29 protein-coding genes are annotated in these 25,072 nt (G+C 60.6%); 2 read left to right on the forward strand and 27 right to left on the reverse strand.

Going from position 1 to position 25,072, the window contains the following annotated elements; translation table 11 throughout:
• Position 1: 1 nt before the first annotated feature.
• Genes HNQ66_RS06510 through HNQ66_RS06545 form a run of 8 tightly spaced genes read right to left on the reverse strand, consistent with a single transcriptional unit; the run spans position 2 to position 10,721 of the window.
• A complete protein-coding gene (locus HNQ66_RS06510; RefSeq protein ID WP_184142032.1) occupies positions 2–1,252 on the reverse strand; it encodes a hypothetical protein in 1,251 nt (416 codons plus the stop codon).
• Positions 1,249–2,289 (reverse strand): hypothetical protein, encoded by a 1,041-nt coding sequence (locus HNQ66_RS06515; protein ID WP_184142034.1) that lies wholly within the window; start codon positions 2,287–2,289, stop codon positions 1,249–1,251. The genes HNQ66_RS06510 and HNQ66_RS06515 overlap by 4 nt, the downstream gene beginning before the upstream one ends.
• A gap of 27 nt (positions 2,290–2,316) precedes the next feature.
• Positions 2,317–3,858, reverse strand: a complete 1,542-nt coding sequence (locus tag HNQ66_RS06520) for a hypothetical protein (protein WP_184142036.1) — start codon at positions 3,856–3,858, stop codon at positions 2,317–2,319.
• Positions 3,855–6,284, reverse strand: coding sequence for a phage tail protein (locus tag HNQ66_RS06525; protein ID WP_184142038.1), 2,430 nt, complete (start codon positions 6,282–6,284; stop codon positions 3,855–3,857). The genes HNQ66_RS06520 and HNQ66_RS06525 overlap by 4 nt, the downstream gene beginning before the upstream one ends.
• Entirely contained in the window at positions 6,284–6,688 is a 405-nt protein-coding gene (locus HNQ66_RS06530) for a DUF6950 family protein (protein WP_184142040.1), read from the reverse strand. The genes HNQ66_RS06525 and HNQ66_RS06530 overlap by 1 nt, the downstream gene beginning before the upstream one ends.
• Before the next feature lie 5 nt (positions 6,689–6,693).
• Positions 6,694–7,344: a DUF2163 domain-containing protein gene (locus tag HNQ66_RS06535; protein WP_184142042.1), complete on the reverse strand. Its 651-nt coding sequence runs from the start codon at positions 7,342–7,344 to the stop codon at positions 6,694–6,696.
• Complete coding sequence (locus tag HNQ66_RS06540; protein ID WP_184142044.1) at positions 7,344–7,961, reverse strand: hypothetical protein; 618 nt, start codon at positions 7,959–7,961, stop codon at positions 7,344–7,346. Before HNQ66_RS06540 ends, HNQ66_RS06535 begins: the two co-directional genes overlap by 1 nt.
• 21 nt (positions 7,962–7,982) lie before the next feature.
• Entirely contained in the window at positions 7,983–10,721 is a 2,739-nt protein-coding gene (locus tag HNQ66_RS06545; RefSeq protein ID WP_184142046.1) for a tape measure protein, read from the reverse strand.
• 64 nt (positions 10,722–10,785) lie between these two features.
• Here HNQ66_RS06545 and HNQ66_RS06550 point away from each other — a divergent pair, with 64 nt between their 5' ends.
• Positions 10,786–11,139: a zinc ribbon domain-containing protein gene (locus HNQ66_RS06550; protein WP_184142047.1), complete on the forward strand. Its 354-nt coding sequence runs from the start codon at positions 10,786–10,788 to the stop codon at positions 11,137–11,139.
• Between the two features lie 6 nt (positions 11,140–11,145).
• Here the strand turns inward: HNQ66_RS06550 and HNQ66_RS23695 are convergent, their stop codons facing one another.
• From HNQ66_RS23695 to HNQ66_RS06630, 17 genes are all read right to left on the reverse strand, one after another.
• Positions 11,146–11,271, reverse strand: a complete 126-nt coding sequence (locus HNQ66_RS23695; protein WP_281396975.1) for a hypothetical protein — start codon at positions 11,269–11,271, stop codon at positions 11,146–11,148.
• A gap of 56 nt (positions 11,272–11,327) precedes the next feature.
• Positions 11,328–11,711: a gene transfer agent family protein gene (locus HNQ66_RS06555; RefSeq protein WP_184142048.1), complete on the reverse strand. Its 384-nt coding sequence runs from the start codon at positions 11,709–11,711 to the stop codon at positions 11,328–11,330.
• Entirely contained in the window at positions 11,711–12,154 is a 444-nt protein-coding gene (locus HNQ66_RS06560) for a phage tail tube protein (protein ID WP_184142049.1), read from the reverse strand. The genes HNQ66_RS06555 and HNQ66_RS06560 overlap by 1 nt, the downstream gene beginning before the upstream one ends.
• 70 nt (positions 12,155–12,224) lie before the next feature.
• On the reverse strand, positions 12,225–12,626 hold the full coding sequence (locus HNQ66_RS06565) for a DUF3168 domain-containing protein (RefSeq protein ID WP_184142050.1): 402 nt from the start codon (positions 12,624–12,626) through the stop codon (positions 12,225–12,227).
• 8 nt (positions 12,627–12,634) lie between these two features.
• Complete coding sequence (locus tag HNQ66_RS06570; RefSeq protein WP_184142051.1) at positions 12,635–13,096, reverse strand: HK97 gp10 family phage protein; 462 nt, start codon at positions 13,094–13,096, stop codon at positions 12,635–12,637.
• Entirely contained in the window at positions 13,093–13,443 is a 351-nt protein-coding gene (locus tag HNQ66_RS06575) for a head-tail adaptor protein (RefSeq protein WP_184142052.1), read from the reverse strand. Before HNQ66_RS06575 ends, HNQ66_RS06570 begins: the two co-directional genes overlap by 4 nt.
• A 147-nt stretch (positions 13,444–13,590) precedes the next feature.
• Positions 13,591–14,019: a hypothetical protein gene (locus HNQ66_RS06580; RefSeq protein WP_184142054.1), complete on the reverse strand. Its 429-nt coding sequence runs from the start codon at positions 14,017–14,019 to the stop codon at positions 13,591–13,593.
• Positions 14,020–14,034: 15 nt separating this feature from the next.
• Positions 14,035–14,607 (reverse strand): head-tail connector protein, encoded by a 573-nt coding sequence (locus HNQ66_RS06585; protein ID WP_210308691.1) that lies wholly within the window; start codon positions 14,605–14,607, stop codon positions 14,035–14,037.
• Positions 14,608–14,757: 150 nt separating this feature from the next.
• Positions 14,758–14,964: a hypothetical protein gene (locus tag HNQ66_RS06590; protein WP_184142056.1), complete on the reverse strand. Its 207-nt coding sequence runs from the start codon at positions 14,962–14,964 to the stop codon at positions 14,758–14,760.
• A 45-nt stretch (positions 14,965–15,009) separates the two neighbouring features.
• The gene (locus HNQ66_RS06595; RefSeq protein ID WP_184142058.1) at positions 15,010–16,287 is read right to left on the reverse strand and encodes a phage major capsid protein; all 1,278 of its coding nucleotides are present in this window, start codon (positions 16,285–16,287) and stop codon (positions 15,010–15,012) included.
• 73 nt (positions 16,288–16,360) lie between these two features.
• A complete protein-coding gene (locus HNQ66_RS06600) occupies positions 16,361–17,005 on the reverse strand; it encodes an HK97 family phage prohead protease (RefSeq protein WP_184142060.1) in 645 nt (214 codons plus the stop codon).
• Positions 17,002–18,273: a phage portal protein gene (locus HNQ66_RS06605; RefSeq protein ID WP_184142062.1), complete on the reverse strand. Its 1,272-nt coding sequence runs from the start codon at positions 18,271–18,273 to the stop codon at positions 17,002–17,004. The genes HNQ66_RS06600 and HNQ66_RS06605 overlap by 4 nt, the downstream gene beginning before the upstream one ends.
• Positions 18,273–19,934, reverse strand: a complete 1,662-nt coding sequence (locus HNQ66_RS06610; RefSeq protein ID WP_184142064.1) for a terminase large subunit — start codon at positions 19,932–19,934, stop codon at positions 18,273–18,275. The genes HNQ66_RS06605 and HNQ66_RS06610 overlap by 1 nt, the downstream gene beginning before the upstream one ends.
• Positions 19,935–19,946: 12 nt before the next feature.
• Positions 19,947–20,399, reverse strand: a complete 453-nt coding sequence (locus tag HNQ66_RS06615; protein WP_184142066.1) for a terminase small subunit — start codon at positions 20,397–20,399, stop codon at positions 19,947–19,949.
• Positions 20,400–20,515: 116 nt separating this feature from the next.
• Entirely contained in the window at positions 20,516–20,827 is a 312-nt protein-coding gene (locus tag HNQ66_RS06620) for an HNH endonuclease (protein ID WP_184142068.1), read from the reverse strand.
• A gap of 91 nt (positions 20,828–20,918) precedes the next feature.
• On the reverse strand, positions 20,919–21,410 hold the full coding sequence (locus tag HNQ66_RS06625) for a hypothetical protein (protein ID WP_184142070.1): 492 nt from the start codon (positions 21,408–21,410) through the stop codon (positions 20,919–20,921).
• Positions 21,407–22,327: a hypothetical protein gene (locus tag HNQ66_RS06630; RefSeq protein ID WP_184142072.1), complete on the reverse strand. Its 921-nt coding sequence runs from the start codon at positions 22,325–22,327 to the stop codon at positions 21,407–21,409. Before HNQ66_RS06630 ends, HNQ66_RS06625 begins: the two co-directional genes overlap by 4 nt.
• A 719-nt stretch (positions 22,328–23,046) precedes the next feature.
• Between HNQ66_RS06630 and HNQ66_RS06635 the strand changes: the two genes are divergently transcribed.
• Positions 23,047–23,346 (forward strand): hypothetical protein, encoded by a 300-nt coding sequence (locus tag HNQ66_RS06635; protein ID WP_184142074.1) that lies wholly within the window; start codon positions 23,047–23,049, stop codon positions 23,344–23,346.
• A 145-nt stretch (positions 23,347–23,491) separates the two neighbouring features.
• Here HNQ66_RS06635 and HNQ66_RS06640 read toward each other — a convergent pair whose 3' ends face one another.
• Together HNQ66_RS06640 and HNQ66_RS06645 are read right to left on the reverse strand one after the other, a co-directional pair.
• Positions 23,492–24,655: a hypothetical protein gene (locus HNQ66_RS06640; RefSeq protein ID WP_184142077.1), complete on the reverse strand. Its 1,164-nt coding sequence runs from the start codon at positions 24,653–24,655 to the stop codon at positions 23,492–23,494.
• On the reverse strand, positions 24,630–25,028 hold the full coding sequence (locus HNQ66_RS06645) for a hypothetical protein (protein WP_184142079.1): 399 nt from the start codon (positions 25,026–25,028) through the stop codon (positions 24,630–24,632). The genes HNQ66_RS06640 and HNQ66_RS06645 overlap by 26 nt, the downstream gene beginning before the upstream one ends.
• Positions 25,029–25,072 lie beyond the last annotated feature (44 nt).

Raw genomic sequence — 25,072 nt, forward strand, 5'->3', positions numbered from 1 at the left:
ATTAAAGCCTCGCGTCTGCGGATGAACCTTCTAATATTACCGCGACGGCACTCGCGTTGTTTGTCACTCTGGCACCATCCACTGTGGCTTGCCGCAACTGAGTAGAAGATGCTCCTGCCCAAAACATGCTTGGTGTTGCGCGCTTCCTCACCTTGAATAGCCATGTTGCACCGGAGTTGTCTGCCGCAGCCACAACGGTGCCCAGAACTCTTATTTCAAGCACCTCAAAAAATCTCTGGCAGCACACCAATTCCTGCGAGAAGTCCCGCTCTCCATAAGGCCACTTTTCAGCTGTCGCGTCTCCCTGGACCAGCCCCCAAACCATATCCAGTGTGACGTTCTGTGCGGCCGTGCCTTCGGTCCACAAGAATACGATCAGGTTGTTGCATGACCCGCTGATGTTCGCAGTCAGCGACCAGTCGGTGAGCGTATTCGCAGCCGGCGTGATGGTGCCGACTGCTGCAACGGTCAGGTTCGAGCCAAGAAAGAAGTTGCCCGCCGTGAAGGAGCCGGACGTCCAATTCGCAACCACGTCGGAGGTGACGACGTCTGCCGTGCCCGTCCATTCGAGAACAGCATAACGGATCGCCTGAGAGGACGAGCACCGCAGCTTTCCGCCGAGCGTAACCTGCTCGCCGCGAAGACGCTTCGAAACCTGCGCCTCTACGATCTGAGCGTTACCCATGCGTTGCGCCGTGGCCTGAGACTGCGAGAGCCGCATCATGAACGGCAGGCCGTTGGCGACGTCCGTCAGGATCGTCGGCGTGATTGCTGCCGCCTGCGTCAACACATAGTGCATATCACACCAGTAGGTGTCGTCATTAACCGTCGTATAGGTTGCCTGGCTTATCCGTCCATCGCCGTTGATGAGTCTGTCCCGATCGCCAGACAGACTGCCTGCGCCTAAGTTGGCGAGACCCTGACCCTTTTCCGCATCGGAAAAATTCTGCGCTTCGTCCACGCGGACACATTTCTCAACATCAGAATTACTGGCCTTTTCTCCGGCAAGTTCGTCTATTGCGTCCTGTACGTTTTCTGCGCCCAGGCCAGAACCAGAATTGTCATAGTCGATTTCTCCGGCAGTGCCGCCTCCCACCTCATCAAGACGCGCCATCTCTATGCCGCCTGGGGTGGCGCCGTCACCCAACACAATACGACCGGTTTCGTCGTCGCTACCGATCTGCCCCAGCGCGGGCGTCGTCGCCATGCGCTGCGCGGTGGTCCCATGAATAAGTATGCGCTCGGTGCTCATGCGCCCCATACTCCGTCGTTTGCAGTTTCAGAAATTGTTTCGCCCCAGACTCCATCGTTGATGGCCGCGGGGATGGAGCCGGGGAAGAACGCCCAGTCGGAAGGGTTGTCCCTCGGCTTGCTGTTCGTGTTCGTCGTATTGGAGATGTACGAGGCCGGGGCACCTTCGGCGTCTTCGTCAACCACGAGATCGCCAAGTGTGTAGTTCTCCGATGAGGACCAGTTACCGCGGAACTGGACCCCGCGCGGCCCCAAAGGACCCTGCATGCCGCGGATGTTGACGGCATCGGCAATGTTCGCGACCAGGCCGCCGTGTCCGACGTAGTGGCCGATGCCCGAGGGCTTCGCACCCTCGCCACCGATGAAGTCAGCAACCCGCATGACGGAGCGAAGTTCGTCGGCGACGATCTCTGTCTCAATAGTCCAGCCCTTGAAGCCCTGGATGCCGGCCGGGACGGTGAAAGCGAGATCGTAGGGTCCGGCGCCGGTCACTTCGAGACTTGCCGGCGTTCCCGGTGCGCCCGTGACGACAGGAGAGAAGGTGAGATTTGGCGCCGGGCCCTGCGGCCCCACCCCATACGAAAACGGCCCCACCCAGTCCGCCTCGTCATTGGACGCCTTGATCCAGAGTGCCGGCTGCTCGCCTGACACATCCAGATACGAAAACCCCTTCGGCCGCGTATCGTAAAATGCGCGACCCGCCGTATCGCCGGACGCGTCGTATTTCCAAATCGTGCCAGCCTCAAGCTCGGCAACGAGCCGGGCGAAGATCTCGGCGTTCTTCGCAACCTGCTCGTCATAGGTCGTGCTGCGGCGAAGGACGTAATTATATGTGCCCGTCGCGCCAGCCCATGCGATAGCGGCCGTGATTTGCGTGTCGCTATCGACGCTGTCGATGGGCAAGGGATTGCCGGCGGCCTCGACGTAGATCGTGCCGCCAACGATGAGGGCGATTTGCCACGCGGTGCCAACGCCCGTGACCACGGCGCTGCCGTTCGTCAGGGAGACGGTCCCCGCCGTATAGTTGAGTGCAGTCATGTGCTGGATTTCCCTTTGGCCGCGGCGTCAGGCCGGAATACCGAGGATGTAGTAGCGAATGCCGACGATGGGCGACGGGTCATAGTCGTAGGACACGACGTTGTTGTTGTAGTCCTCAAAGTCATCGTAATAACGCCGGATCGGCTGCCCCCGGAACGTGTAGAATGTCGCTTGAGAGTTTGTCAGAGTGCAGTACGTACTGTCTCCACCCTGCCCCCCGCTCCATCCGACTTTGTAGACGCCACAAAGATTGAGGAATGGCGCGCGGACGCGGCTGCTCCACGAGGGAACGAAATATTCCGGGCCGCCTGAGCCGGAGCCACCTCCGTGGACGGTCATATATTTGACCATCGGAAAGCAGCCGGCGCCGTCGAAATTGACCGTATGCGTGAGGATGCCGGTCCCGACGGAAATATACCCTTCCTTCAGGATCTGGATGCAGGGCCACCGGCTATCCACGACGATATCGGCAAAGGTCGGATTTGCGCCCGCACCAGGCCGCAGGATCTGGACAACGTTCTCTCCGCCCGACGTAAACTGTCGAATGACGTCATTGTCGCCGCTGGTCGTGCCCTGCGTGCTGACGGCGTAGATTATGAAGCGTGCGCGGCAGGCCGTGTACGGATTATTGAATTGGATCGTGGACCCGCTGAACCAGTATTCCGCGCCGTATTTTACCTCGAAGCCCACGGGCTCCATTGGGTAATAGATCGTGCTCCCCTGGTAGAAATGGACGTCCGCAACCGCGTTCGGCGGGATCGTCACACCTATGTCGTAGGAGGACGCCCCCGGCGGGCAGTAAATATCCGCCGCCCCGATGATCTTGGTGGGGTGATTGGCGGTATCGAAAGCCAGTTGCGTCGGACGCGAGATAGAGTTGAGGTTGAAGCCCGGCTTTGCCACCCGCATTCCGGCACTGTCCAACTGTATCACCGTGGCACCGCCCACCGGGGGCGGCGGGGTGCCATCGAGGATGGCGGTGGAGTCCCCCGGCAGATTCCAGACGACAATGTTGTTGTAAAACGGCTCGTTCAACTGGCCGGACGGCCAAACGAAGTCGTTGGTGACAACCGTACCCGTGCCGAGGTATCCACTGCCGGCGTTGTAGTAGACGGTCATACCTGTACCCCAGCCAAACCATTCCCTGGCCGGGGTTCTCCAGTTGCCCGCACGTCGATCATATCCGGTCAGAACCTCGGTTATAACTGAGCCGAAAAACCTGCCGTTACTGATGCGCTTTGTCTTCACTTCGCAGAGCGGAAGATCGTACGCAAGGTTTGGAAAGTACGAGTTCCTAAAGTAGGAGTTCTGGCGGTTGATGTTGAAGCTTCCGACAGGCTCGGTGTACTTCGTATAGTTGGAAAGCCCTGACCCAGAAGGCGTGAACGTCGCCGCGCCAACCTGCGGCATCAGGTCGATGCCGGCGATCTTGTAGTCCTTCGTCCACTTGCTGTTATACAAGAAGGAGCCGACATTATCGTCCGGCTCCTCCGCAGGATCAATGGAACCCTTTGTGATCTTTACCGCCGGCACGCCTTCGTAGTCGAGCCCGATGAGCGTCTGCGTCATGACTTGATGATGATCCGCCCGTTGTTGAGGTCGATGTCCATTTTCTCGTTCTGCGAGAGCATGCGTCCAGCCCGCACGAGACCGATATTGGCAATCTGAAGCTTCAACTCGCCGTCCTCGAAGACGAGCGGCAGGAAATTGCTGTTGAGGTCGCCCGGGTTGATGACGACGAACCGATCCGCCATGACGGCGAATTCGGATCGCACGTCTTCGCCGTCATCGACGACCTGGAGGTAGAAGCCGGAATCAGTCCAGGCATCCTCCTCGCCGACGCGAAGCTGCACGGCGAACCGTGCGAGCGCCCCGGTCTGGTCAGCCGCTGCGGTAAACCGGACACGACCCTGCGCAAAGCGGTCATCCACAGCGACCGTGACGTCGGTGATCTGCTCGGCCAAGGCCTCCAGTTCGCTGGCGACGACCACGATCTGCTCATCGAAGGCCGCCCGGTTGCGTCCGACCTCCACCGCCAGGCGGCGGCGCGCCGATTCCGAGACCGCGCCATGAAGCTGCTGGTTCGTCAGGATTTGTTCCAGCAGCGGGCGGGTGTCGTCGAGCCCCTGTTGCAGTTGCTTGAAGACGTCGGTGACCTCGTCTTTCAGGTTACCGAGCCCAACTTCAAGGTCCGCATTGCCGCCGTCGAGCGACGTTATGCTGACCCATGCGACATAGCCAGGTGCTGGCCGTCCTTCGACGATGACGCGATAGCGGAACTCGTATTCCGTCAGGCTGAGAATGCCCTCCTGAACGAAGGCGATCTGCGCGTCAGCCGGAACCGTCCGGGTGAAGATGTTCGTCGGCTCGGTCTTGATGCGCCACTGGAATTCAACGGAAACCACGGTCGGGTCGACAATCGACGACCACGACAACCGGAACGCGGCATAGGAGCGGCCATCGGCGCCGGTCGCGATAACCGGGATGATGGCATAATCCGGCAGTTCGTTGACATAGGTCGGCTCGCCAGGCGGAATCGGAACGACAGGCGGCAAGACGCCGACGCTGTCGTAGATGGCCCCGTCGCGCTCGACGAGCGAAAGCGCCACGTTGCGCGGCCCGTCACTGGTGAGCGCCTTGATGGAGCGGCTGGAGACCATCCATACGCGGTCGCCGTAGCGTGCCGAATTCCACCGAATCCAGTCGCCCGCCTTGATCGTCTGGAAGCGCGGCCGCACGACGATCTCCGCCGTCGCCTCGTATCGGTTCTCCTTATAGTAGATCGACGCAAGCTGATTGGCCTGCGCCTTGTAAGGCACCGTCGGCAGGTCAAGCTTGAAATCACGCGTGCGGCGGTCGAGCGACACCTGGGATGTGTTCGTCTGCGTGTCGTAGCCGACCGGAGACCAGATGTTCGATGGCTCCGGATAGGTGCCCTGCACCGAGTTCACGATGTCGGCCTGCGACTTGTACTTCTGGAAGCGTATCGGCTCCGTGCTGATCAGGTCCGCGTCGGTGATTGTCTCCACGATGGGCTGGTTCGTTCCGATCAGCGGCCAGGAGCCGTCCACGCTGTCGACCACGATACCGCCGCAGGACTGCATGACGGCGTCGATATTGTCGCCGTGCTCCAGGTCCGCGTCGAAGATCACCGAGCAGCGGTAGCGCTTGCCGTAGCTGGCGATCTCGTCACAAATATTGGCGGCGATGGCGTACCGATCAACTGGCAGATCAGCCGGCGACATGCCCATGCCGAGGAAAACGTCGCCGTTGACCGAAAAGCCCCGGCGATAATTGTAGTCCATCACGACAGGATTTTCGGTCCACTCATAGGTCGAGTAATCGCCCCAGCGATGCGGGCCGACGCCGCCGGCCGTGGAATCCTTGCGAACGTCGTAGAGGCGAGCGCCACGTATCTCGAAAAAGAATTGCGGCGGCTGCGCAAGCCTCTCCTGATCATAGGTCAGGTAGGCGACCAGATAGCAGATTCCCGTGCCGACGTGGTTTGCCGTCCATCGGCCGGATGGATTCGAGCCGCTGATAAGCGTGGCGTCAGCGCTAACCTGGGTGCCGTCGTAAAAACGAAAGGACATGAGCCCGGCATAATCACCACTGTCGACGGTGTAGTATCCGCCGCCCTGGTGCGTCAGCGGCAGTTCCTTGCCGCCAGCCCAGATGCGCGAAAGGCCATCGCACGGGAAGTCCGAGAGGGCATAGACCTGCTGCAGGCGTTTGTTGGCATCGCCGTAAGTGTTGACGTAGCAGTCGTGACCGGCAATGCCGACACGCCCGCAAGCCACCTGGCGCGAGACGTTCTCGCCGTATTGGCGCTCGAACTGCACCCCGCCGGCCTGCTGCTCAACCTTCTTGGCGCGGTTCTTTTGCAGCTTGGCGCTGATGAGCTGCAAGCCGATGCCGAGCACAAGCTTGCCAACGATGCCAAGGCTGCCAATAAACGTAGATACGGCGCCAAATACCGGAGCGAGAAAAGGCATTATTCCACCCTGAAGGCGGCGAGGGCTGCGGTGGGCGGCAGGAAGACAATCCCCTGCTCACCGCGAACCATGAAACCGACCGACGTGAAGATGCCGCCGGAAATCTCGCCATTGTTGTCGTAGACGCCGATGTCGCCGCGCTGGGCGAGTAGGACAGGAATTTCCGTGAACCGGGCAGCGAAGGCATCCCGCACGCTTTTGAAGCCGCGCTTGCGCAGCTGCTTTGCCGCTCCGGCCGGCGAGGTGTAGCGGCGGGCTGCCTCGCCATGCATAAAGCTGCCGGTGACAGCCTCTACTGCGTCGTCGGCGATGAGATAGCAGTCGGACACGCCATACTGCGCGGGCAATGCCTGATGCTTCGCCACAACGTCGTTGAGGCGTTTCAACCAATCTGGGTGTCGCATAACACCTACCTGAACAACCCAAGGAAGCCGCGCGAGACCGCTCCGGCCCACGCGCCTCGATTAGGGGACGTTTGCGCGCCAGACGGCCCCGCCCTGCCCCAGATCAACTCAACCCGGCCGGCAGTCGCGGCGTGCTCGAAGAACATGTCGCCCTCGTCGCGCCGCTTCTGATCTGCAATCGACCGATACCGGCCGTTCTTTCGGCTGTAGTCGAGTTGTCGGCCTTCACATGTCGCCTCGATGTAGGCGCCACCGTCCGTGCCGAAGTGATGCTGGATCGTGTCGACATAGCCGCGCGCAACCGTCTCGACCTGAATCAGCGCGCCCGTATCGGGATGGAAATGCGCATCCATCACGCGTACCGGCCGGTCGCGATAGTCCTCGTCCTCGATCGCGGTCAGCATCGCGGGAGTGAGACCGAAATCCTTACTCTCCGCCAAGCGAAGCGTGAAATTGCCGTCGGCCGATGTGCCAAGCCCGCCGCCCAAGTCTGAAACCTCTATGAGGCCGAACGGCTGATAGGTCACTCCGCTGTAAGTCAGAGCGTCCTTGTCGGCGATGAAGCCATAGGTGCCCGTTCCGAAGTCGAACCGGATCATCTGCCGGGTGGCAATCCGGCCGGCGTCGTAGAGGTCTTTGACGTCATTCGAGAGCATTACGCACTCTCCACCAACTTGAACGAAACGGTATAGAACCGCCCACTACGCGGCGCCTGGAAGCTATCCGGCACGGGACGCATGAGAATGGCCGGCTTGGCGAAACGCACCACAGCGCCAGCCTGTGCAACCGTGGCGAACGGCGGCGGCTCGACCGTGATCGTGCGTGTCGTGTCTGTGCCCGCCACCTCAGTGACGCGGCCGACGTAGTAGCGGCTCGATCGCTCAAGGCCGATACGATCGCCCGGGGTCAGGACCAAGGCAGCATCGACGCTACTGACGGACAGGACGTTGCCGTCGGTGACGCTCACCAGGTTGCCAGGATCATCGGCCGGACCGTGGTCCTGCCAATGTGCCTTCGGATAGCAAACGTGCGGATGCCGAAACAGCACCGAGCGCAGGCCACCACGCAGGGAAAGCCACCATGCTTCGACCTCGGCGAACTGCGACAGAAGCAGAGGCCGGGTCGTAAGCGTGGCTTCCCATGCCGTCGGCGCGACCTGCGTATAGTTGATCAGGCCGCTTGCCGCCGGGGAAGCCGTGACGCCTTCGCGCAGCACTACGTCTGCCGTGACGTAGCCGACGTCCGGCAACTCGCGGGGGAATGTGATTGGCATCTGGAATCCTTGCTGCTGGCGCTAGAGGCCGCGCCGCTGCTGCGCATCCTTGACCGTCTTGACGATCGTGCCGGGGAGCTCGCGCTGGAGAGCGGCGAGCCGTTGCTCCACGCGGGCAAGACCGGCGGCGTCTGCGCCCGTGGCATCAATGTTGATGCTGATGGGGGCGGTGATGGCGGATTGGGCCGTTCGAGGCGCTACTCTCGGCAGGGTCGGTGCCCGAACGCCAACCGGGCCGCCATCCGCATATCCACGCCGCAGCGCCTCCACAGCAGCCACGCCGCCCATACGGGCAACGTCGGCCTGCGAGAAGACGACTTCACCCTTATGGACGATGCCGGCCGGCTGGTTTTTACCGCCTGGTCCGGTGTAGCCGCCGGAGGCGTAAAGCCCTATGCCGCCGCCGCTAGCGATACCGAACTGGCCTCCACCAAAAAGGCTGAACAGGCCACCTAACAGGCCGCCACTACCGCCTGCGTTCTGCACCTTGAAGATGCTGGATAAAACGTCGTCGATCAGCGCCTTGCCGATCTTTTTGAGCGAATTGGCGAAGATGTCCGCGGCCTTCTCACCCTCGATGAAGCCATCGATCATACCGCTGACGACGTCTTTGGCGGTATTGAGCGCGTCCTCGGCCTTCTTCTTGATCTCTTCCTGCTTTTCCTCGAAGCGCTGGGAGGCTTCAGTCGCCACGCCGTAATTGGTCGCCAGCTGCAACATGGACTCTGCCTGCTTCCGTGCAGCCGGAGATAAGCCGTCGAACTCACCGCGCAGCAACTGCTGAACGTCCTTCAGCTCCTTGCCGGCAGCGGTGCCCGCCTTCTGAGCGGCGCTGAGCAAATCTTGCGCCGCCTTTGCGCGGGCCGTCGAATAGCCGTAGTCATTGATCAGCGGGTTCAGGCCTGCCTGCGCAGCCGTCTCCGCCTGCAAAGCGGCAGTCCGGTCCTTGATTTGCTGGACTTCGCGCTCGTACTCGTTCTTGCGCTTCTTCTTGCCTGAGCCGCCGTCTGCGCCGGCTATGCCGCCGCCGAAGCCATCCGTGTTACGGGTTGGCTTTTTCCTGCCAGAGGCAACATCTTCGAAGTCCTTCTGGACCTTCTCGAGATCAGCAACCTGCTTCTCAATGGTGTCGATGAGGTCCTGGCGATCCTTGACAGCCGGACTGTTATCGACCGTGTTCTGCACATCCGTCGCGTCTGGCGACGGATAGAGTTTCATCTCAGGTTCTACCGCGTCCTTAACGATAGACGCCGCAAGCTCCCGTTCGGCCTTGGCACGAGCAAGTGCGACTTTCGCCGCATCGATATCAGCGGCGATCTTCTGCCGCGTCGAGTCAACCGCTGTCTTGTTCGCCCAGTCCAAAGTCTCAATCTGGAAAGTAAGCTCCTTGAGCGACTTCCCATGGACCTCCGCAGCCTCCTGAGCGTCAGTTTGGCTGGACGAAAACTGGTATATTGCATAAGCAGCAAGAAGCGCTGCGCCACCTGGACCGCCAACGAGAGCAAGGGCTCCATTCAAAACCGAAACAGCGCCAGCAGTCGCCGTGGCCACCACGCCAACTCGCGCCATTGCAGCGGTCGTCGCCGTGGACGCTGCCGTCACGGCAGTGGTTGACCTCGCCATGGCAGTTTGCGCGACAACCATGTCACGCGAAGCCTTTGCAACGCTCAGACCAAGAGCTGTGCCGTTCCGCGCCGCAACGAGTGCGGTCTCGGCGTAACGGAGATTTGCCGCTGCGGCAGCTTGCTTTGTCTGCGCAGCTTCCAGCGCAGCCCGCGCACTAGCGACGGTAGCCGCGCGCTCTGCAACATTCGCCGCAATCAGGCCGTAGGTTGCAGAGATGGCCCCGCCTACCGCTCTGCCGGCGTAGTTGACCAGAAGGGCGCCGGAAAGGACCAGAACGGCGTCCGCAACGATCCCGATATTGTCGGCGAGGAGCCCAAGCGCCTGCCCGAGGCGAACAGAGACGCCGCTCGAAGAGTCCGCCGTGCCAACGTACTGAATGACATTGTTACGGAGGCGCGTGAAGCTGTCAGCTATGGTGGCGTTCGTCTTGGCGAACTGCGCCTCAATCGGCTTCTGCGCGTTGATGATCGCCCGGAAGACGCGATCAGAGGTGAGCTTGCCTTCTGAGCCCAGTTGTTTCAGGCCTGCAATCGTCACTCCGAACTCATCGGCAATGGCTTTGGCGACAATCGGCGCATTTTCGCGCAGGGACCGAAGTTCATCGCCCTGAAGGACACCGGAGCCAAGAGCCTGACCGAGCTGTAGAATGCTCGCAGCCTGTTCCTGCGTGCTTGCGCCACCAGCCTTCATCGCCTTGGAGACCAGCGACGTGGCGAGCGCAATCTCCTCTTCGGACTTCGCCACGCCAGATGCCGACCGGATAAGTCGAGCATACAGGTCGACGTAGGTTTCAAGCGAGGTCCGCGCTTCGTCTGCGCCCTTACGCAGATCCTCTAGAGAGCGCGTCTGTACGCCAGCCGACTGTGCGGCGGCAGCAATCATGTTGCCGGCCTGCGTCCAGGCGTCGGCGTACTGCATCACCTCTCGGGCGCTGAAGGCCCCAGCACCGACAGCCGCACCAGCCTTCAGCGTGTTCGCGAAACTCGCGTTGATGTTCTTGTTCATACGCTCGAACCGAGACTCGATAGCCTTCGTTCTCTGGTTCGTCACGCCCATTGCGCGGTTCAGGGCGTTCTCGTAGCTCTTGATGTTGGCGGACAGCTGGACGACCAGCCGCTCGATGTCGGTTGCCATGGCTACATGTTCCCTGTTGACTTTGGCGTGCGCGCTGCCACTCTGCGTTGTCGCGGAGGGCTAAATGGATAAATTTCTTGAAATCGCAGGGATTCTTACGGTCCTGCTCGCATTGCTCGCAGCACTCATCATCGTTGGATCGAGCGGCAATGCCACGACCCTGCTCTTCATATTGCCGTGGGTAGTCACGTCCGTTATTGGCGGCGTTGTTTTGGCTGCCTTCGGTTCAATGCTCACGCAATTGAAGGCAATACGGATCGCTGTGGAAACTCAGGTTCTCCGAAACGGCGCGGCTAGCTACCGCCCGAACGAAACTAGCAGCACACTGCTGGCCCACATGAAAAAATGCAGGGAATGCGCCAGCCCAATTCGCGCTGACGCAAATGTTTGCTCATACTGCGGCGCGAAACAGACGTAAGCACCACTACCCCTTCCCCTGCAGCCACTCCCAGATTTCATCGACCTCGCCGCCGTCAAGCTTTCCGGGTTCGTCAGTGCTGTTGGCCTTGATGTAGCCGTCGACCGCAGCCATAAACTGCCACATGGTCATGTCATTGACCTGCTGCGGCGTGAAGCCAATAGCCGCTCCGGTGCCGTAGATAGAGGCTAGCCTGATTTTTCCGTTGGGGAGGTCGTCGATGCGTTCTCCGCCTCCCCTTCGTCCTCCCCCACTTTTTCCTCTGGCGCGCCCTGCAGACCAGCGGCCAAGACCGCCTGCGCGATGAGTACGTTGTCCAGCGGCGGATAGGTCTCAACATAAGCGCGGGTCAGGCGCAACGCGTCGGCCGGCTTCGTGCCGCCACCGATGAGGCCGAGGCGGATGACGTTCGCGATGTCTTCCATTTTCCACTGCCCGCCATAGAGACGGTTCAGCACAACATACGGCCCAGCGTCACATTTCTCCTGGAGCTCGACCAGTTGCCCCCACGCCAGGCGGAAGGCATAGGTGCCGTCCGCCCAGTCGAGTTCAATTCGTGCATCACGAGCCATTACGTGGCCTCGCTAGTCCGGACCATTTCGCCGTCGGACTGCATGCTGATGGAGATGGTCGCGCGCTCGCCGTTGTTGGCACCGATTTCAAGCGACTCCACCTGCATCTTGCCGGTGTAGATGTAGGTAGTCGCGGGGAACTCGATCTCGACTTTCACATCAACGGAGTCGATGCTCTCGGCAGCGTCAAGCCACGCCACAATCGATTCCGAAGCAAGCACGCCCTCGCCACTGATCGACATGGAGAGCGATGCGGCGTCGCGACCGATCCAGTCCACCTTGTCCGGGTCCAAGCAGTCCGGAATCGAGACTTCGTTCAGGTTCTTGCTGAGCGTCACACTGCGCTGCGTGAGGCCGCACGGCGCGGTATAGACGGCAGGGGATGCGCCGTCGGAAAGCATGACGCGGATTTTTCCGCCCTTGATCGTGGTGGCCGATGCCATTCATAACTCCATATGAAAAAGGCCGCTCAAGGCGGCCAGATGTTCGGATTTTGTGGGTGGTGGAGACGCGCTAGATGGCGTCGATGATCGCTGTGAAGCGGACCGACGCCTGATTGATTGGGGGATTGCGAATGTAGTCCGTTCGCCAATGGGAGAACGACACAACACGATTTGTCGCGAGCGCCGGCACCCAATCTCGCGTTGCAACGCGCAAAGCGTCCGCGATAGCTCGCACCGTAGCGAGGCCCGTCACCGACCAGCAATCGAACTGGATCATTACCTCGCCGCCATCTACGCAATCGTAGTCGTCAGGCATGAAGTTAGACGGGCCAACGCTGATGTAGTCGACGTTCGTCCATGTTGCGTTCGGTATATCGCGGATGCGTTCGGCTGGAACCAAAGCCGTTACGGCAGGCGTCGCCCGTAGGCGCGTGATAATCGCGCCCTGAAGCTCAAAAACAGGATCGGCCATACGCGCTCCTACCGGCCCGCAGCAACAGCCTTGGCCGACTTCGTAATTGCTCGTGTGATGCGGGATTTCGTGCGCCGACGCAGGGCCCGCCAAGAGACGAAGAAGAACGGTTGCGCCTTCGTTCCGGGGTGCATGGTGCCGGCATAGATGCCGCCATTCTCGTGCGCCGCGGTGGCGAACTCGACGAGATGGGCGTAACGAACCTTGCTGTTGCCAGCGAAGATAGTCAGCGCCAACTTTCCGTCCGCAGACTTCACGCTGGCAATGGCTTGGCTGTATTTCGGGCGCTCTCCCCACGTCCAGCCTATGCTGTCACGTAGATCGCCACTATCAACGGCGACCAACGACTTCATGAGCGCGACGATCTCGTTGGCGCCCTGCTCCATTGCGGCACGGATGGCCGCTTCAGCAGCGGCAGGCAGTTTCTGTAGCTTCTTGTTCAAGCGGGCGAGGCCCAAGACTTTGGTCACCCCGCCTCCCCCTCAACAACCAGCATCTCCAGATAAGCGTTCCGCTCATCAACATTGACCGACGTCTTGATGTTGTACTCGCGGCCCGTCCGAACATTCCGCACACGCCAGGCCGGCGTTACTGAACGCGTCCTCGCGCTAGACCGCACGGTCAGCAGATACGGCTGGATGCCCTGTAGACGGCCAGCCACGACGGGTTCGCTGCCAAGCTTGGGGGAAAGCCGTGCAGGTTCTTGGAACTGCTCCTGCCAGCCGACCACAACGCCGCCGTAGCCGTCGTCGCCCTCAACCTGCTGGAGGAAGGCTACGCGTTCGCTGAGGGAGCCTGATCCACTACGCTTTACCATCGCGCTCCTCCTTGCTTGCAGCTACTGCCTTGTCGCCAGCGGCAGCAGCGCAGGCACGGGTTACGTTGAGGACCATCCCAGCCTTATAGGCCACGGTGAACCCTGGCTGACGCCAGTCGAAGTCCTCAACGAACTGGACCCACGGCATTACTCAGAAGCCGCCACGCCTGGGAACTGGATATTGATGTCCAGCACCGTTGCCGACTTCGCCAGACCGAGCAGGACGTAGTATTCGCCGCCCGAAACGTCCGCCAGCGGGCAAATCTTGCCGGCCGTTCCCGAGAGGTAATAGGCGGTTCCCGCCGTGAGGACGGAGCCAAGCGTAATGGGACCGCTGGTCTGGACGACCAACGGCTGATTGGCAGCAGCGCTGTTGAGCGCGATACCCGTGTTCGCCGTGCCACCGCGAGCAGCAGCCGAGGCGGCATCGCTGTCTGCGAGCTGCCATTTCCCGGTGGTGGTCGTGTCGAGATAAACAACGTCGCCGGCCGCGATTGTTGCGCCAGCCGTTCCGGTCTTTGTCGGCGCACCGGCGCCTCCAACCACGTTGGAGGCTGTTACGGAAATGTCTGCCATGTGTTCTCCTGCGGCTCAGCGCCGATAGTTGACCAGAAGGGCGTCGAACGCCGTCCACGGTGGTGTCTCGCCGTTCTCGCGATGTTCGTAAGCGTCCGAGATCCACAAAAGCATGGCGTGCCGCACGGAAGGCGGCGGGGCCTCATAGCCGACGACCGCAGTCACCGTGATCCGCGACCCGGTGCGGTGCGCCGGCCAGGTCTTGCCATAAGTTGGCACGACAGAGGCCTCGAGACCGTCAGCGCGAAGTTCATAGTTTGTATCCGGCAGCGTCTGCGTGGTGCCATCCGGCGCGACATATTCGATTTCCACGTCACTGACCGGCGCCACGGGCAGCCGCGACATATCGCAGAAGCCGTCGCATTTCATTTCGACGGTCTGCAGTGCAATCGGCGTGCCGCAATACTTCTCGACATAGTCGCGCGCCGCGGCGATCAGACTGGCGAAAAGCTCGTCATCGTCGTCGTGCAGAACATTGCACTGGCGCTTCGCCTCAGCGATCGTTACCGGCTCGGCCGGAGGCGTCGTTACCTTCGCCGGATACCACATCCCTGCCCCGCTTTCCGCGCCGCTCCTGCGCATCTGCATTCACGGCCCGCTCGACGGGGTCGACAACCACCGGCACGGCGTATCCCGCCTCGATGAGGCGGATAGCCTCGTCATCGGGAAAGTGAAACTCGTCGCCGGGATCGAGCACGTATGCTGGCCCGGCGATCGCCACGTTCATACGGACAAGCATTATGCGCCCGCGCTGATGGTCAGAACGCCACTGTTATTCCAGAGGGCACCCGCAACGTTCGGGTTGGCCGTCGGAAGGCCCGTCACGATCACACCGCCGTTGGCATCTACGGTGAACACCGCGTTGCCAAGCTTAAGCACGCCGCCAGCGGAAACAACCTGCCGATTGCCGTTGGCATCCTTGTAGACTTTCGATTCGTAGCTCATCGCCACCTCCAAATTGGAGGGCGGACCGAAGCCCGCCCGTTATTGTCAGGCCTGGATGAGGTGCTTGACGGCAGCGGTGTCGCCGAGCTCGCCGTCGAAGTAGATCAGGCCGGCGATGCCGAGATCCGGCCAGAAGCGTTCGCGCAGGACGCCGATGAGCGGCGAGCCGACCTTACGGACGAAGTACTTGCCGAAGTCACCGAACAGCAGCGTCTTGTTGCCGGTGGCGATGTTCGCCATGGCCTGGTTGATGCTGTAGTTGTAACCGAGCAGCACGTTCGGAACGCCCTGCTGGACGTTACCCATCGTCCAGATGTAACGGCCCTCGCCGTCCTTCAGCTTGCGGATGGCCGAAAGCGTCAGGTCGTTGAACATGAACCGGACCTTCGGCGACTGGCGGTAGGCCGGGTCCACCGAGTGGATGAGGTCGATGATTTCGTCGTACGTGATTGCGCCGGCGGCTGCCGCGGTCTTGCCGAGCGAGGATGCCGTCACAATACCGTTCGGATCGCCCGTGCCGTCGCCGACAGTCAGCTCCTGGTTGGCAATGCGGCCAAGGCGCTCACCGAGAAGCTGACCGAGCAGCGACTCCATGTTGAAGATGGAGTCGCGGGCAAGCTCCAGCGAGAACTTCACGAACTCGGTGTCGTAGCCGTAGGAATCCAGCGACTTCTGGCCGAACGTGACGTCCTTGCCGCCATCATCCGTCAGCGCCGTGCCTTCCGTGTGCTTTTCAGCTGTAACAGCGGTGTCGTCGACCGTCGGAACCTTGATCGGATTGCCGGTCGCCGTATTGAGCGTGGTGCAGATGTCCTCGTCATACATCGGACCCCAAGCCTTCATGGACTTGATGATCGTGTTGGCGAGTTCCGTCGGGACGGTGAAACCGCCTGCGGTCGTGGTGCCGACGGACTGGATACGCTTCTCGGCTTCCTTCGGGGCTGCGCCAGCGCGGAGGATCTTGCGCTCTTCCGGCTCAAGGAACGACGGGTCCGCGCCGCCCGCAAGGAACTTGTAGAACACCTGACGGTATTCGATAGCCGCGCCCTCTTCCTGACCGCGCGTGTCCGTGTCCTCGCCCTTGGGCCGCTTCCTGGCGCGCTCTTCTTCCTGGCGAGCCGCAAAACGCGCCTCAACGTCTGCCATCTTCTGCTCGCGCTCGATAGTGCGCTCGATTTTATCGAACTCCGCCATGATGTCGTCATGGCGCTTGTCAAGCTCGGCCGCGCGGGCTTCGTCGGTGTTCTTCTTGATTTCATCAAGAGCCTCGCGAGCCTGCGTCATAAGACGGCCGCGCTTCTCCTGCAGTTCCGTAAGGGACATACTGGTCTCCAGTCTTCGATTGTTGGGGAAAATGGCAGGACGTTCGTCCTTGCCCTCCGGCAGCGCCGGGTGACTACGAGGCGCCCTGCCCGTCGCTCTGCGACTGGATGCCCCGAAACTTCTGCTCCATGGCGGCACGCTTTTCAGCGATACGCCGCTCTGCGGCCGCTCTGTTTTCTGCTTTCCTCTGCTCGACAGCCGTTGCGTCCTCCGCACCTGCGCGGAAAGCCTCCAGCGAACGAACGCCGATGGTCGTATCCTCGTATGCGGGCCACGCGACCGCCGACACCTCGTGCAACTCCACCTTCTCGATGGTGCGCATGGGTGGCGACACAGTCTCGTCCCAGGTTTCCTTCTTCACGCGGAAACCGAAGGACATTCCGGAAATGTCGCCACGGGACACGAGCTCCCACAGGTCGTTGCCGTCGCTGGTGTTCGGCACATCGATCTCGACGCGAAGGCCGACGCCGTCCTCCGAGAGCCGCAGCGTGCCAGACTTGGTTCTTCCGACCACGCGGCCGGGATCGTGATCGACGAGCGCCCGAACGTCCCCGTCCAGCGCGTCGGAAAACGCGCCCGGGGACAGCTTCTCCTGAAAATAGGATCCGATATTGGTCAGCCGCTCGAAAACGGCCGCATAGCCAACCAGCGTGCGCTTGTCGTTGTCCGCCCGCACCTCAAGCCCGAGGCCGGCGGAACGGCGTTCAATGTCAATCATGCGGCTTCAGCCTCACCCTCGTTGCCGTCTTGCGGCTGGTTGTCATTCGCCGGAGCCGGCTGCTTGCCCGCCTTATCGAGCGGGATCGTGGCCCCCTGAATCAGGAGCCGGTCGCCACCGTTCAAAGGCTCTCTGTTGTCGAGAGCGCGCGCTTCATTCGGCGTCAGTTGCCCCGTCTGGATAGCGCGGGCATTGCCTTCCATGCGGGTCTTGTAGTCGCCGCGCAGCAGTCCATCGAGATTGTGCTCAAGATACCGCCCGCGCGACGTTCGTCCGAACACCTTGAGGTTCAACTCACCCTCAAACGCCTTGGCCCACTGCCCGACGAGGTGCTTTACGAGGTGCAAGTCCTGCTGCTCTGCGTTGCTGAACGTCGCCCGCGTCAGATCCTGCAGGAATGCCGGCGGCATCTGGTAGGCCCGCGCGATTTCTTCGACCTGGAAACGCCGCGCCTCGATCATCTGACCCTTTGCAGGGTCCAGGCCGACCGGGTTCAACTTGTATCCAGGCGGAATCGGGAAGACCGATTCCCCAGCGCCCTTCGCGCCGTCGATCGCCCGCTTGATGTCGGCCTTGGCGCGGTTCATCGCGTCATTGTTGGCCGGCAACGGCCCCTCAAGCACCAGCGGCGGCACCCCGCCACCGGCAAAGAAGTTGCTGCCGTAGTCGTTCATCGCCAGGGCAAGCTGGATAGCCTTCGATGCCTGAACGATCGGGCCGTAGTGCTTAAGGCCATCAGCCTTAAGCATGAACGGCACGTCGATCACGTCTTCGGCGGGATACTCGACGCCATCGTGGGTATAGAATACCTTGCCGCCACGGCGTGAAATCGTCGTCTTGCCGGGGTCAAGAGGCCAAATCGCCTCTACCCCCTGTGGGGTGCGCTCGATCCACGCCAGGCCCCGTCCGCCGGTAAACACCTGCGCCCAAAACCACTGCCGGAACTTGAAGCTGTCCTGCGACGGGTTCGGAGCGTCGTGCACCACCGTCGCCAGCATTCCAGTTATGCGCTCCGACCCCGTTTTTGTCTTCCGGTACGGGTGCAGTGGCAACGCCGCGAGCGTGCGGGACAGAAAGTTCACCGCCGCCCACACCGCAGGCACGGTAAGCGCGGTGTCGATCGTAACCGCTGGTAGGTTCGCCGACTGCACCCCAAAGAACGCCAGGAAATTCTCTGCGCTCACGGGGACAGTCGGATTTTCTATGCTGGCCCGCGTTTCCGCAGGCTTTCCCGCGTTTCGGCGGCTAAACCAGTCTTTCACAGCCATTATGCCGCCTTTGCGATACTGAATTCAGGATTGTCCCACGGCGACGAAGCCTCGGAGGCTCCCTCGTACGTCCCAGCCATTGCCGCCGCCTGCGCCAGAGCAACAGCGCCGTCGATACGACCGCGTGACTTTTTCTTTTCGAGCTTCCTGTTGCCGCTCGGATCCTGCTTCACGGTGGCATTCATCATGCACATCGTCAGGACCGGGTGACCGCCATGGGCTATCCGCCTGTTCAGGATCAGGCTCTCCAGGTCCCTGAGGGCTGGAGACATGGACGCAAACCCCTGACCGAACGGCTCGAATACAGCGTTATCGCCGTCCAGCTGCTCGTCGGTGAAGCCGGCCGCCTGGAGCCACGGTTTCAAGTGCCGCCAGTTCCAGCGGTCAAATCCGATCTTCCGAATGTCCATTCGGTCAAACAGCCCGCGCAGGTGATGCGCCACGAATTCATATTCGACCGTCGGCCCCGGCGTCGTCTCAAGAAACCGCCTTCCGTCTTCATCCGGCGTGTTCCACACGTCATATGGCACGCGGTCTGCCTTGGCCTTCTCGCGCAATCCATCGCCGGGCAGCCAGAACGTCGGCTTCACGTGCCAGACAGTCTTGCCATCCACGTCCTTCGGCGCCATCAGCACCAAGGCCGTCAGGTCGCTCACCTCCGACAAATCGAGCCCGCCGAATACCGGCAGACCGTCAAAATCAGAAACCGGCCCATCACAAGCCCGCCATACTGCAGGAGACACGAACGGCGCCGATGCGTCGATGCGTTGGTTCAGGTGAAGCCAGCGAAAACTAGCCTCCTCGGTCGGCATGCGGGCAGCGCGTTCCGCATCGTCCCGAATGGACGACACGGACTTGAACACGCCCAACGCCGGGTTGGCGGCCTTCCACGCGTCCTCGTCGAGGACATCGCAATCTGCTGGAGCCGCATAGAGATGCGACACGGTGCGGGGTGCCTTGGACGTCTCAGCGTCATCCAGCCAGCGAGAAAACAGGTCGTTGTCCGTGGCCGCCTGCGTCGAGATGGCGAAGATCATCGCCTTGTCGCCGTAAGCTCCCTGAGACGTGACGATCGCCTCCACGAAATCGTCGTGCGGGCCCTTGATCTGGCCGACTTCATCGAGGATGGCGACAAGCGGCGAACCGCCGTGCGCGCTCTTTGCTTCAGCCGAACTGGCGCGATAGACGACGTTCTTTTTCAGTCCGACTATCATCTTGCCGGACGGCACGATGCGGTACTTGCCCTTCAGGCGCTCCGACATCATCAGCATCTTGCTGGCGTAATTGAACACCTCAGCGGCCTGGTCGCGAGACCGGGCGCCGGACATGATGCGGCTGTTCGGAAACGCCTCAGGACCGACAACATGCCCGAGAAGCAGGCAGGCAATCGTGGCCGTCTTGGAGTTCTTACGGGCAATCGAGAGATACGCTCGAGATGTACCCGCCGGATTGTCGTAAACCGCGAGGATAAACGCGACCTGGAAATCCAGCAACCGGATCGGCTGGCCGACAAGTTCGCCCTCAGGGACGACAAGGTAGGTCTCAATGAACCTGCACATCCGCTCGCCGCGGGTCAGCTTCTCGGTGGGAAGTTTGCGCCAGTCACGCAGGACTGGAGTCGGGCCGCACTTGATGGCGCCAACCACAGCCTCAGAGAGCATTTTCAACCTCGACTAGGCCAGAAGCAGATCGTCGTCGCTCGCCGCCGCCCCCTCGATTTCCTTCGCCGCCTCACGTCGTTTCGCGACGTCCCGCGCTTCGCCACCCTGCGCCCGCGCATGCAGGGACAACGACCGGCGGAATGACAGGATCGATGAGGCGTGCATCTGAACGACAGCCTTGCGCGGATTGGCGAGCGGAGAGCCTTTTTCGGAGTAGGCAACAGCACCTTCCGTGCGCAGCAAATCCTGCTCGCGCACTAGATCCGCCATGGTGCGAGCCAGCATCGCGGCAATCTCAAGCTGGTGTGCCGACCACTCGGCGCGGGCGTATTCGGCGATCACATTCCGGAAAAATGGAATGTCACCGTCGGACAACGGCACGTTTGCAGGCATTTGGATGTCGTCAGCGGAAGCGATCCGTACCGCTTCGGTGACGCTGTCGACGCGACCGCGCTTGCGAGCCATGGCGCTCCTCCTCGCGCACGCGCGCTTGCGCACGCGAGGCAAAAATCTGTGTTTGCATTAACGTTCTTGGTCCGCGCCGCTCCTGCGGCCGACAGTCGGAAGGGCCGACCCTCCCCCTACCCAATCTCGATGGGATACCCATCCACGCCGTAGGTGACGACCTTCACGCCGCGCTCCATTGCCTGCTTTGCGCTGTCATGGTGATGCCGGCAAAGGGACTGAAGATTTTCAGGGTCGAAGAACAAGGCCTCATCGCCTTTGTGTTCCTTGATGTGGTCGACCACCTCGGCAGCCGTCACGTCCTCGGTGATAAGGCAGAACCGGCACAGCGGCTCACGGGACAACTGCTGCTCACGCAGATTCAGCCAGCGCGATCGCTTATAAAGGTGCTGCCATGCAGCGCTTTCGCCGCGACGTTTGGTTGCCATCGCCTACCTATAAGCGCACCACGAACGCCCGGTGCCGGGGGAGCGCCGATGGCGCTGAAACAAAAGCGGTTGGAGAATGCTGTCCGCTGACTTACCGAGTGAACTTTCCCCGCAAGAGGATGTGCATACGCTTCAACACCATGAGCATCGTGAGAAGAAAGTTCAATCCAACAAAATAGATAACAGCCTCGATTATGATTTGCCCTATTCCACCCACAAAAAGAAGAACCACTAGAAGCATAACGGCCAACAACGAGGACATGACCGCGAAAGAGATATTTGCAAACGACTGCTGTACGAGCTCTTCTCGCACCGGATCAGGCTCTTCTTCTCCCGAAGAGAAACTGTAGATCAGGACGAGCACGTTAAAGAGAAGCCCGCCAAAGATAGCGAAAGCCGAGATGAGAGTGCCTACGTGTCCATCCGGTATGTGGAATCCAGCGACGGCGGAGCCAACTGCCACCGCAATAGGGAATCCAACCATCACGGCAAAGTCGAGGGCACTAAACTTACCGGTTGCTTCGTCTTTGAACGTTGCAAAATGATCTTGAACAATGGCACGGAGATCGATCTTCGACGTCACAACTTGATCCCTCCTCGTTTCGCCAAGTCGGCCGCAACTTTATCAAACTCGCTCTTAAGGCTTGCCCTTGTCGGGTGCCCATCGGCTCCGAACTTCACGTCATCAGTGATATCCACCGACATCGAGATCGAATCCGGCTTGGTCAAGTTTACGGACTTTAGCTCGTCGCCTATCCTAATCTTGGCCTTAACGACATCGAAGCCGTGATCGTCAAACTCAAACACATCCTCAAGCTTCTTCTGCCCCTTGGCGAAGGCGATTAGACCGCTCTTTTTAAAGAGACCCGCGCTTGACTTAATGATCTGCGTAAAAGTTCCGGGGTAAACCTTCTTCTGGCCACCGTACAGATCCGCGATGTCGGCTGGAATCTCGTGTTTTTCAACTATAAGCTCCTCAACATTCCCGCCCTTAAGGTACTGCGCAAGAGTGTCTGCGATAGTCAATTGCCGAACGTGCAGGCGGTAATCCGGGTATTGAGATTCAAAAACGCCAACGACTGCTGTCTCAAACAACCCCTTTACACCCTGCAGACCAGTTTGCTGCAAGACTACAATCCCTCTAGTTTCGTTATCCGGGACCGCAATGTAGAAATAGAACGGCTCAGCCAGGGATTCCGTCTTCTTCTTTTTGTACGATACGTTGCCGCTCGCAGAATCGATAATGTCTCCGGCCTGCCCATAATCCCCCGACATGATTAATCCAGTTAGAGGGCCGGCATTTGCCTTGTCTAAATCGACTTTGAATATCTTGTCGTGCAGCTTCAGAGCGACATATTTGGGGTACTTTTGCAGTATCTTTTGCAGCGCTATTCTCAGCGCCTGAGATCCGTCAAATTTCCCAAATTTCAGGTTGTCGCTCGACCGTGCATTGAGCTTACGCACCTCAATTAGATACGCTACCGCCTTACATCGTCTCATTCGATCCCCCATACTTAGACGTGTGGGGACGCTAGCAAAACATCACAACCCAGTCTAAGGTTGCAACCGCTTTTAAACCGATTTCTTTCCTGTACCTAGCGCATGAAAACAAAAGCGGCCGCTCGACACCGCCAAGCAGTGGAGCAGCCGCACGATTGTCTGTCGCTAGAGGAGGAGCGCCAGACAATTGGAATTCGGCAAGCCAGCGCCTCCTCTCTGGGTTACGGCGCGCGAAGTGGCTGACCTGCCGAATGGGGGTCGGGAAGGCGAAGGGACCGCAGCGCTTCGCTCTTATTCCAGCCTGGGCCTTTCAGCCGAGGACTTCCCGATAAAGAGCCCGCCAGGGTACGCCGAAGCGTGGCAGGCCTTGTCGACTAATTAGCAGGCGGCGCCCTCCTGTTGCTTCAGGACGTTGGGCATATGACCGACACCGCCACGGTGCGAACCCCGGTGCGAAGCCAGCCACAGAGGCTCAGGATGCTCATGAAGTCGGCAAGGAACGGCCATGAACGAACCACGACCTTCTCGGCTTGCGCCGCCTTGCCTGTTTGGTTGCGCCCGGCTCGCACGCGGCCGAGCGTCCGTCGCAAACATAGGTGCGCCCGGAAAGGTGTGGGGCGCGCAACGTAGTTGCAGTTCACTCTCACCGATCGGGCCAATGTAAACCTAGACAACTCGCGACCGACGTGCAGGAATGCGATCACCGTTCGGAGTTACCCATGCGCACATTCTTGCTTAGCATTCTTCTCGCCCTGGCCACTCCGCTATCGACATACGCCTGCTCAGAGCCGTCTGCTCCAAGCTGCGCTACGCGGTACGGTTCGTTTGACGATGAATGGGAATTTGACCGCTGCAAAGACGAAATGGAATCCTACAAATCGGAGGTCGAGGACTATATGACCTGCCGAAATCGCGAAGCCCAGGAAGCAATCGACGACGCCAATCGGGACAACCGCCAAGCAGAATCTGACTACAGTGATGCGGTAGATAGTTTCAACCGCCGGGCGCGCAGCAACTAGATTGGATTCGGGGCAGTCCCGGTTTCACTCGCGAGTTTAAAACGTCCGCGGCTTGCCGGCGCCCCAAAGAAAAGGGGCCGCGCAAGGCGACCCCCGGAACTATCCCTTCATAATGATACGATGCGACGACCGAATTGACCGGACATTACGCCGCGATCTTCTTCTTTTTTTCGTCGACAACCCACCGGGCCGTCTCATCTGCCGCAATCAGCGCGTCAATCGCGGCGTCGATCAGCCACGGGCCGACTTTTTCCGCATAGGATCGCCCCTTCCCCATAGCGCTGCCAATCTCCTGCGCGGTCGCGTCGCCAATAGCCAGGTCGAGCACCTTCGCATGATCGCCGAGGATTCTCCGTAGGTGGTCGACATAGTCGCCAGTTTCGATGCGTCGTGAAAGATCACATTCTGGCCCGGCAGCCGCGGATATCTCGCCCAGTGGTTTCGGCTTCTTGATGCCGCCCACCCATTGCGGGCCCACGACGAGGGCGTCCTTGCACTGCGTCGCGGCGACCGGGAGATCTGCGAACGCCACCGAGCCGTCTACGCCGTGGTCGCGTAGGACGGCGCGCGCCTCTTCGACGCCAAAGCGACCGAGCTTATCGTTAGCGCTGGGTGCCTCTCTGCGGAGCGGATCGTACAAATCCGGGATCGCCCGCTCGCCGGAAAACGGACGCCTAAGCGACACGGCAGTGAACGGCGACGGCGTTGTTGCTGGCGCCCGCAGATACGCCAGGATGGCGGCCTCTGTTCGCTCCTTAGGTGATGCCCCCTTCACGCCTCGAGCACGCTCAACCGGCCGAAGCGCCCTGCCCCGTTTCGTGCGGCCCCATTCGATCAGCGCGCCATCGCGGAAGACCAGATCGCCGAGCTCGATGTCGACAGTGCCGTTTCGATGGCGCTTGACCGACGGTGATAGGTCGGCAGATGCATAGGTGTTCACCAATTTGCCTGTATGCTCCCATCGCTCTCTCCCCGTCACGGTCCAGCCGACCGCGCGGAGGAGCTCGGCTTCGGAGGGGCGAACCTCTACCTGCGGTTCGTCAGTATCGTCGTCGGTCGGTTCTGGCGGGATGTAGGAGGAACCTGGGAAGCAAAGGTTTCGCCAATGGCGCAGTGCATAGACCCGCGCTTCATCGCCACGATGAGCGAGACGTTCCAGGGTCGGCCAGGCTAGGACGTCGGGTGCGCGGTTGTCGTTGGCGGGAGCCGGCGTTGGCTTCTTCGGCTTGGGCGGTGCGGGCGCGTGGGAAGCGACCGCGAGGAGCGCCGAGAGTTGACTAAGATCACGATTGCTGGGCGAGTCGCTCATCGAGTTGCTCCTGTGTGCAAAATTTTGGCTTCGGGTTTGGAATGCAGTCGATTGCATAGGACATAACCGTCGGGATGCCCTCGTCTCCCTCAACAATGCTCGCGGCCTTCTCGCGCATCCAGGCTGCCGCTCGCTGCCTCTCTTCCTCCGCGGCGGTGCGAGTGACGCACAGGCTGAGCCGGTAGTCGCAGTCGCGTTTCAGCCGTTCCAGCGAGTCCTCGAGTTCCGTAATCCTAAGCCGGAACGCTTCGATGATCGTGTGAGCTTCCGCGAGGCACGAGCGATAATGCCGGCCTTGGTACTTGGGGTTGGTGGGCGCCATCCGATCCGCCACCTCGAGGGAAAGCTGACCGGGACCGGTGCGACGTTTCATGCCTGTATCCAGTGTTGCGTCATGGGTTTCCTCCTATTGGCGAA

This window comes from Shinella fusca (assembly GCF_014203155.1).
In the GTDB taxonomy this organism is placed as follows: domain Bacteria; phylum Pseudomonadota; class Alphaproteobacteria; order Rhizobiales; family Rhizobiaceae; genus Shinella; species Shinella fusca.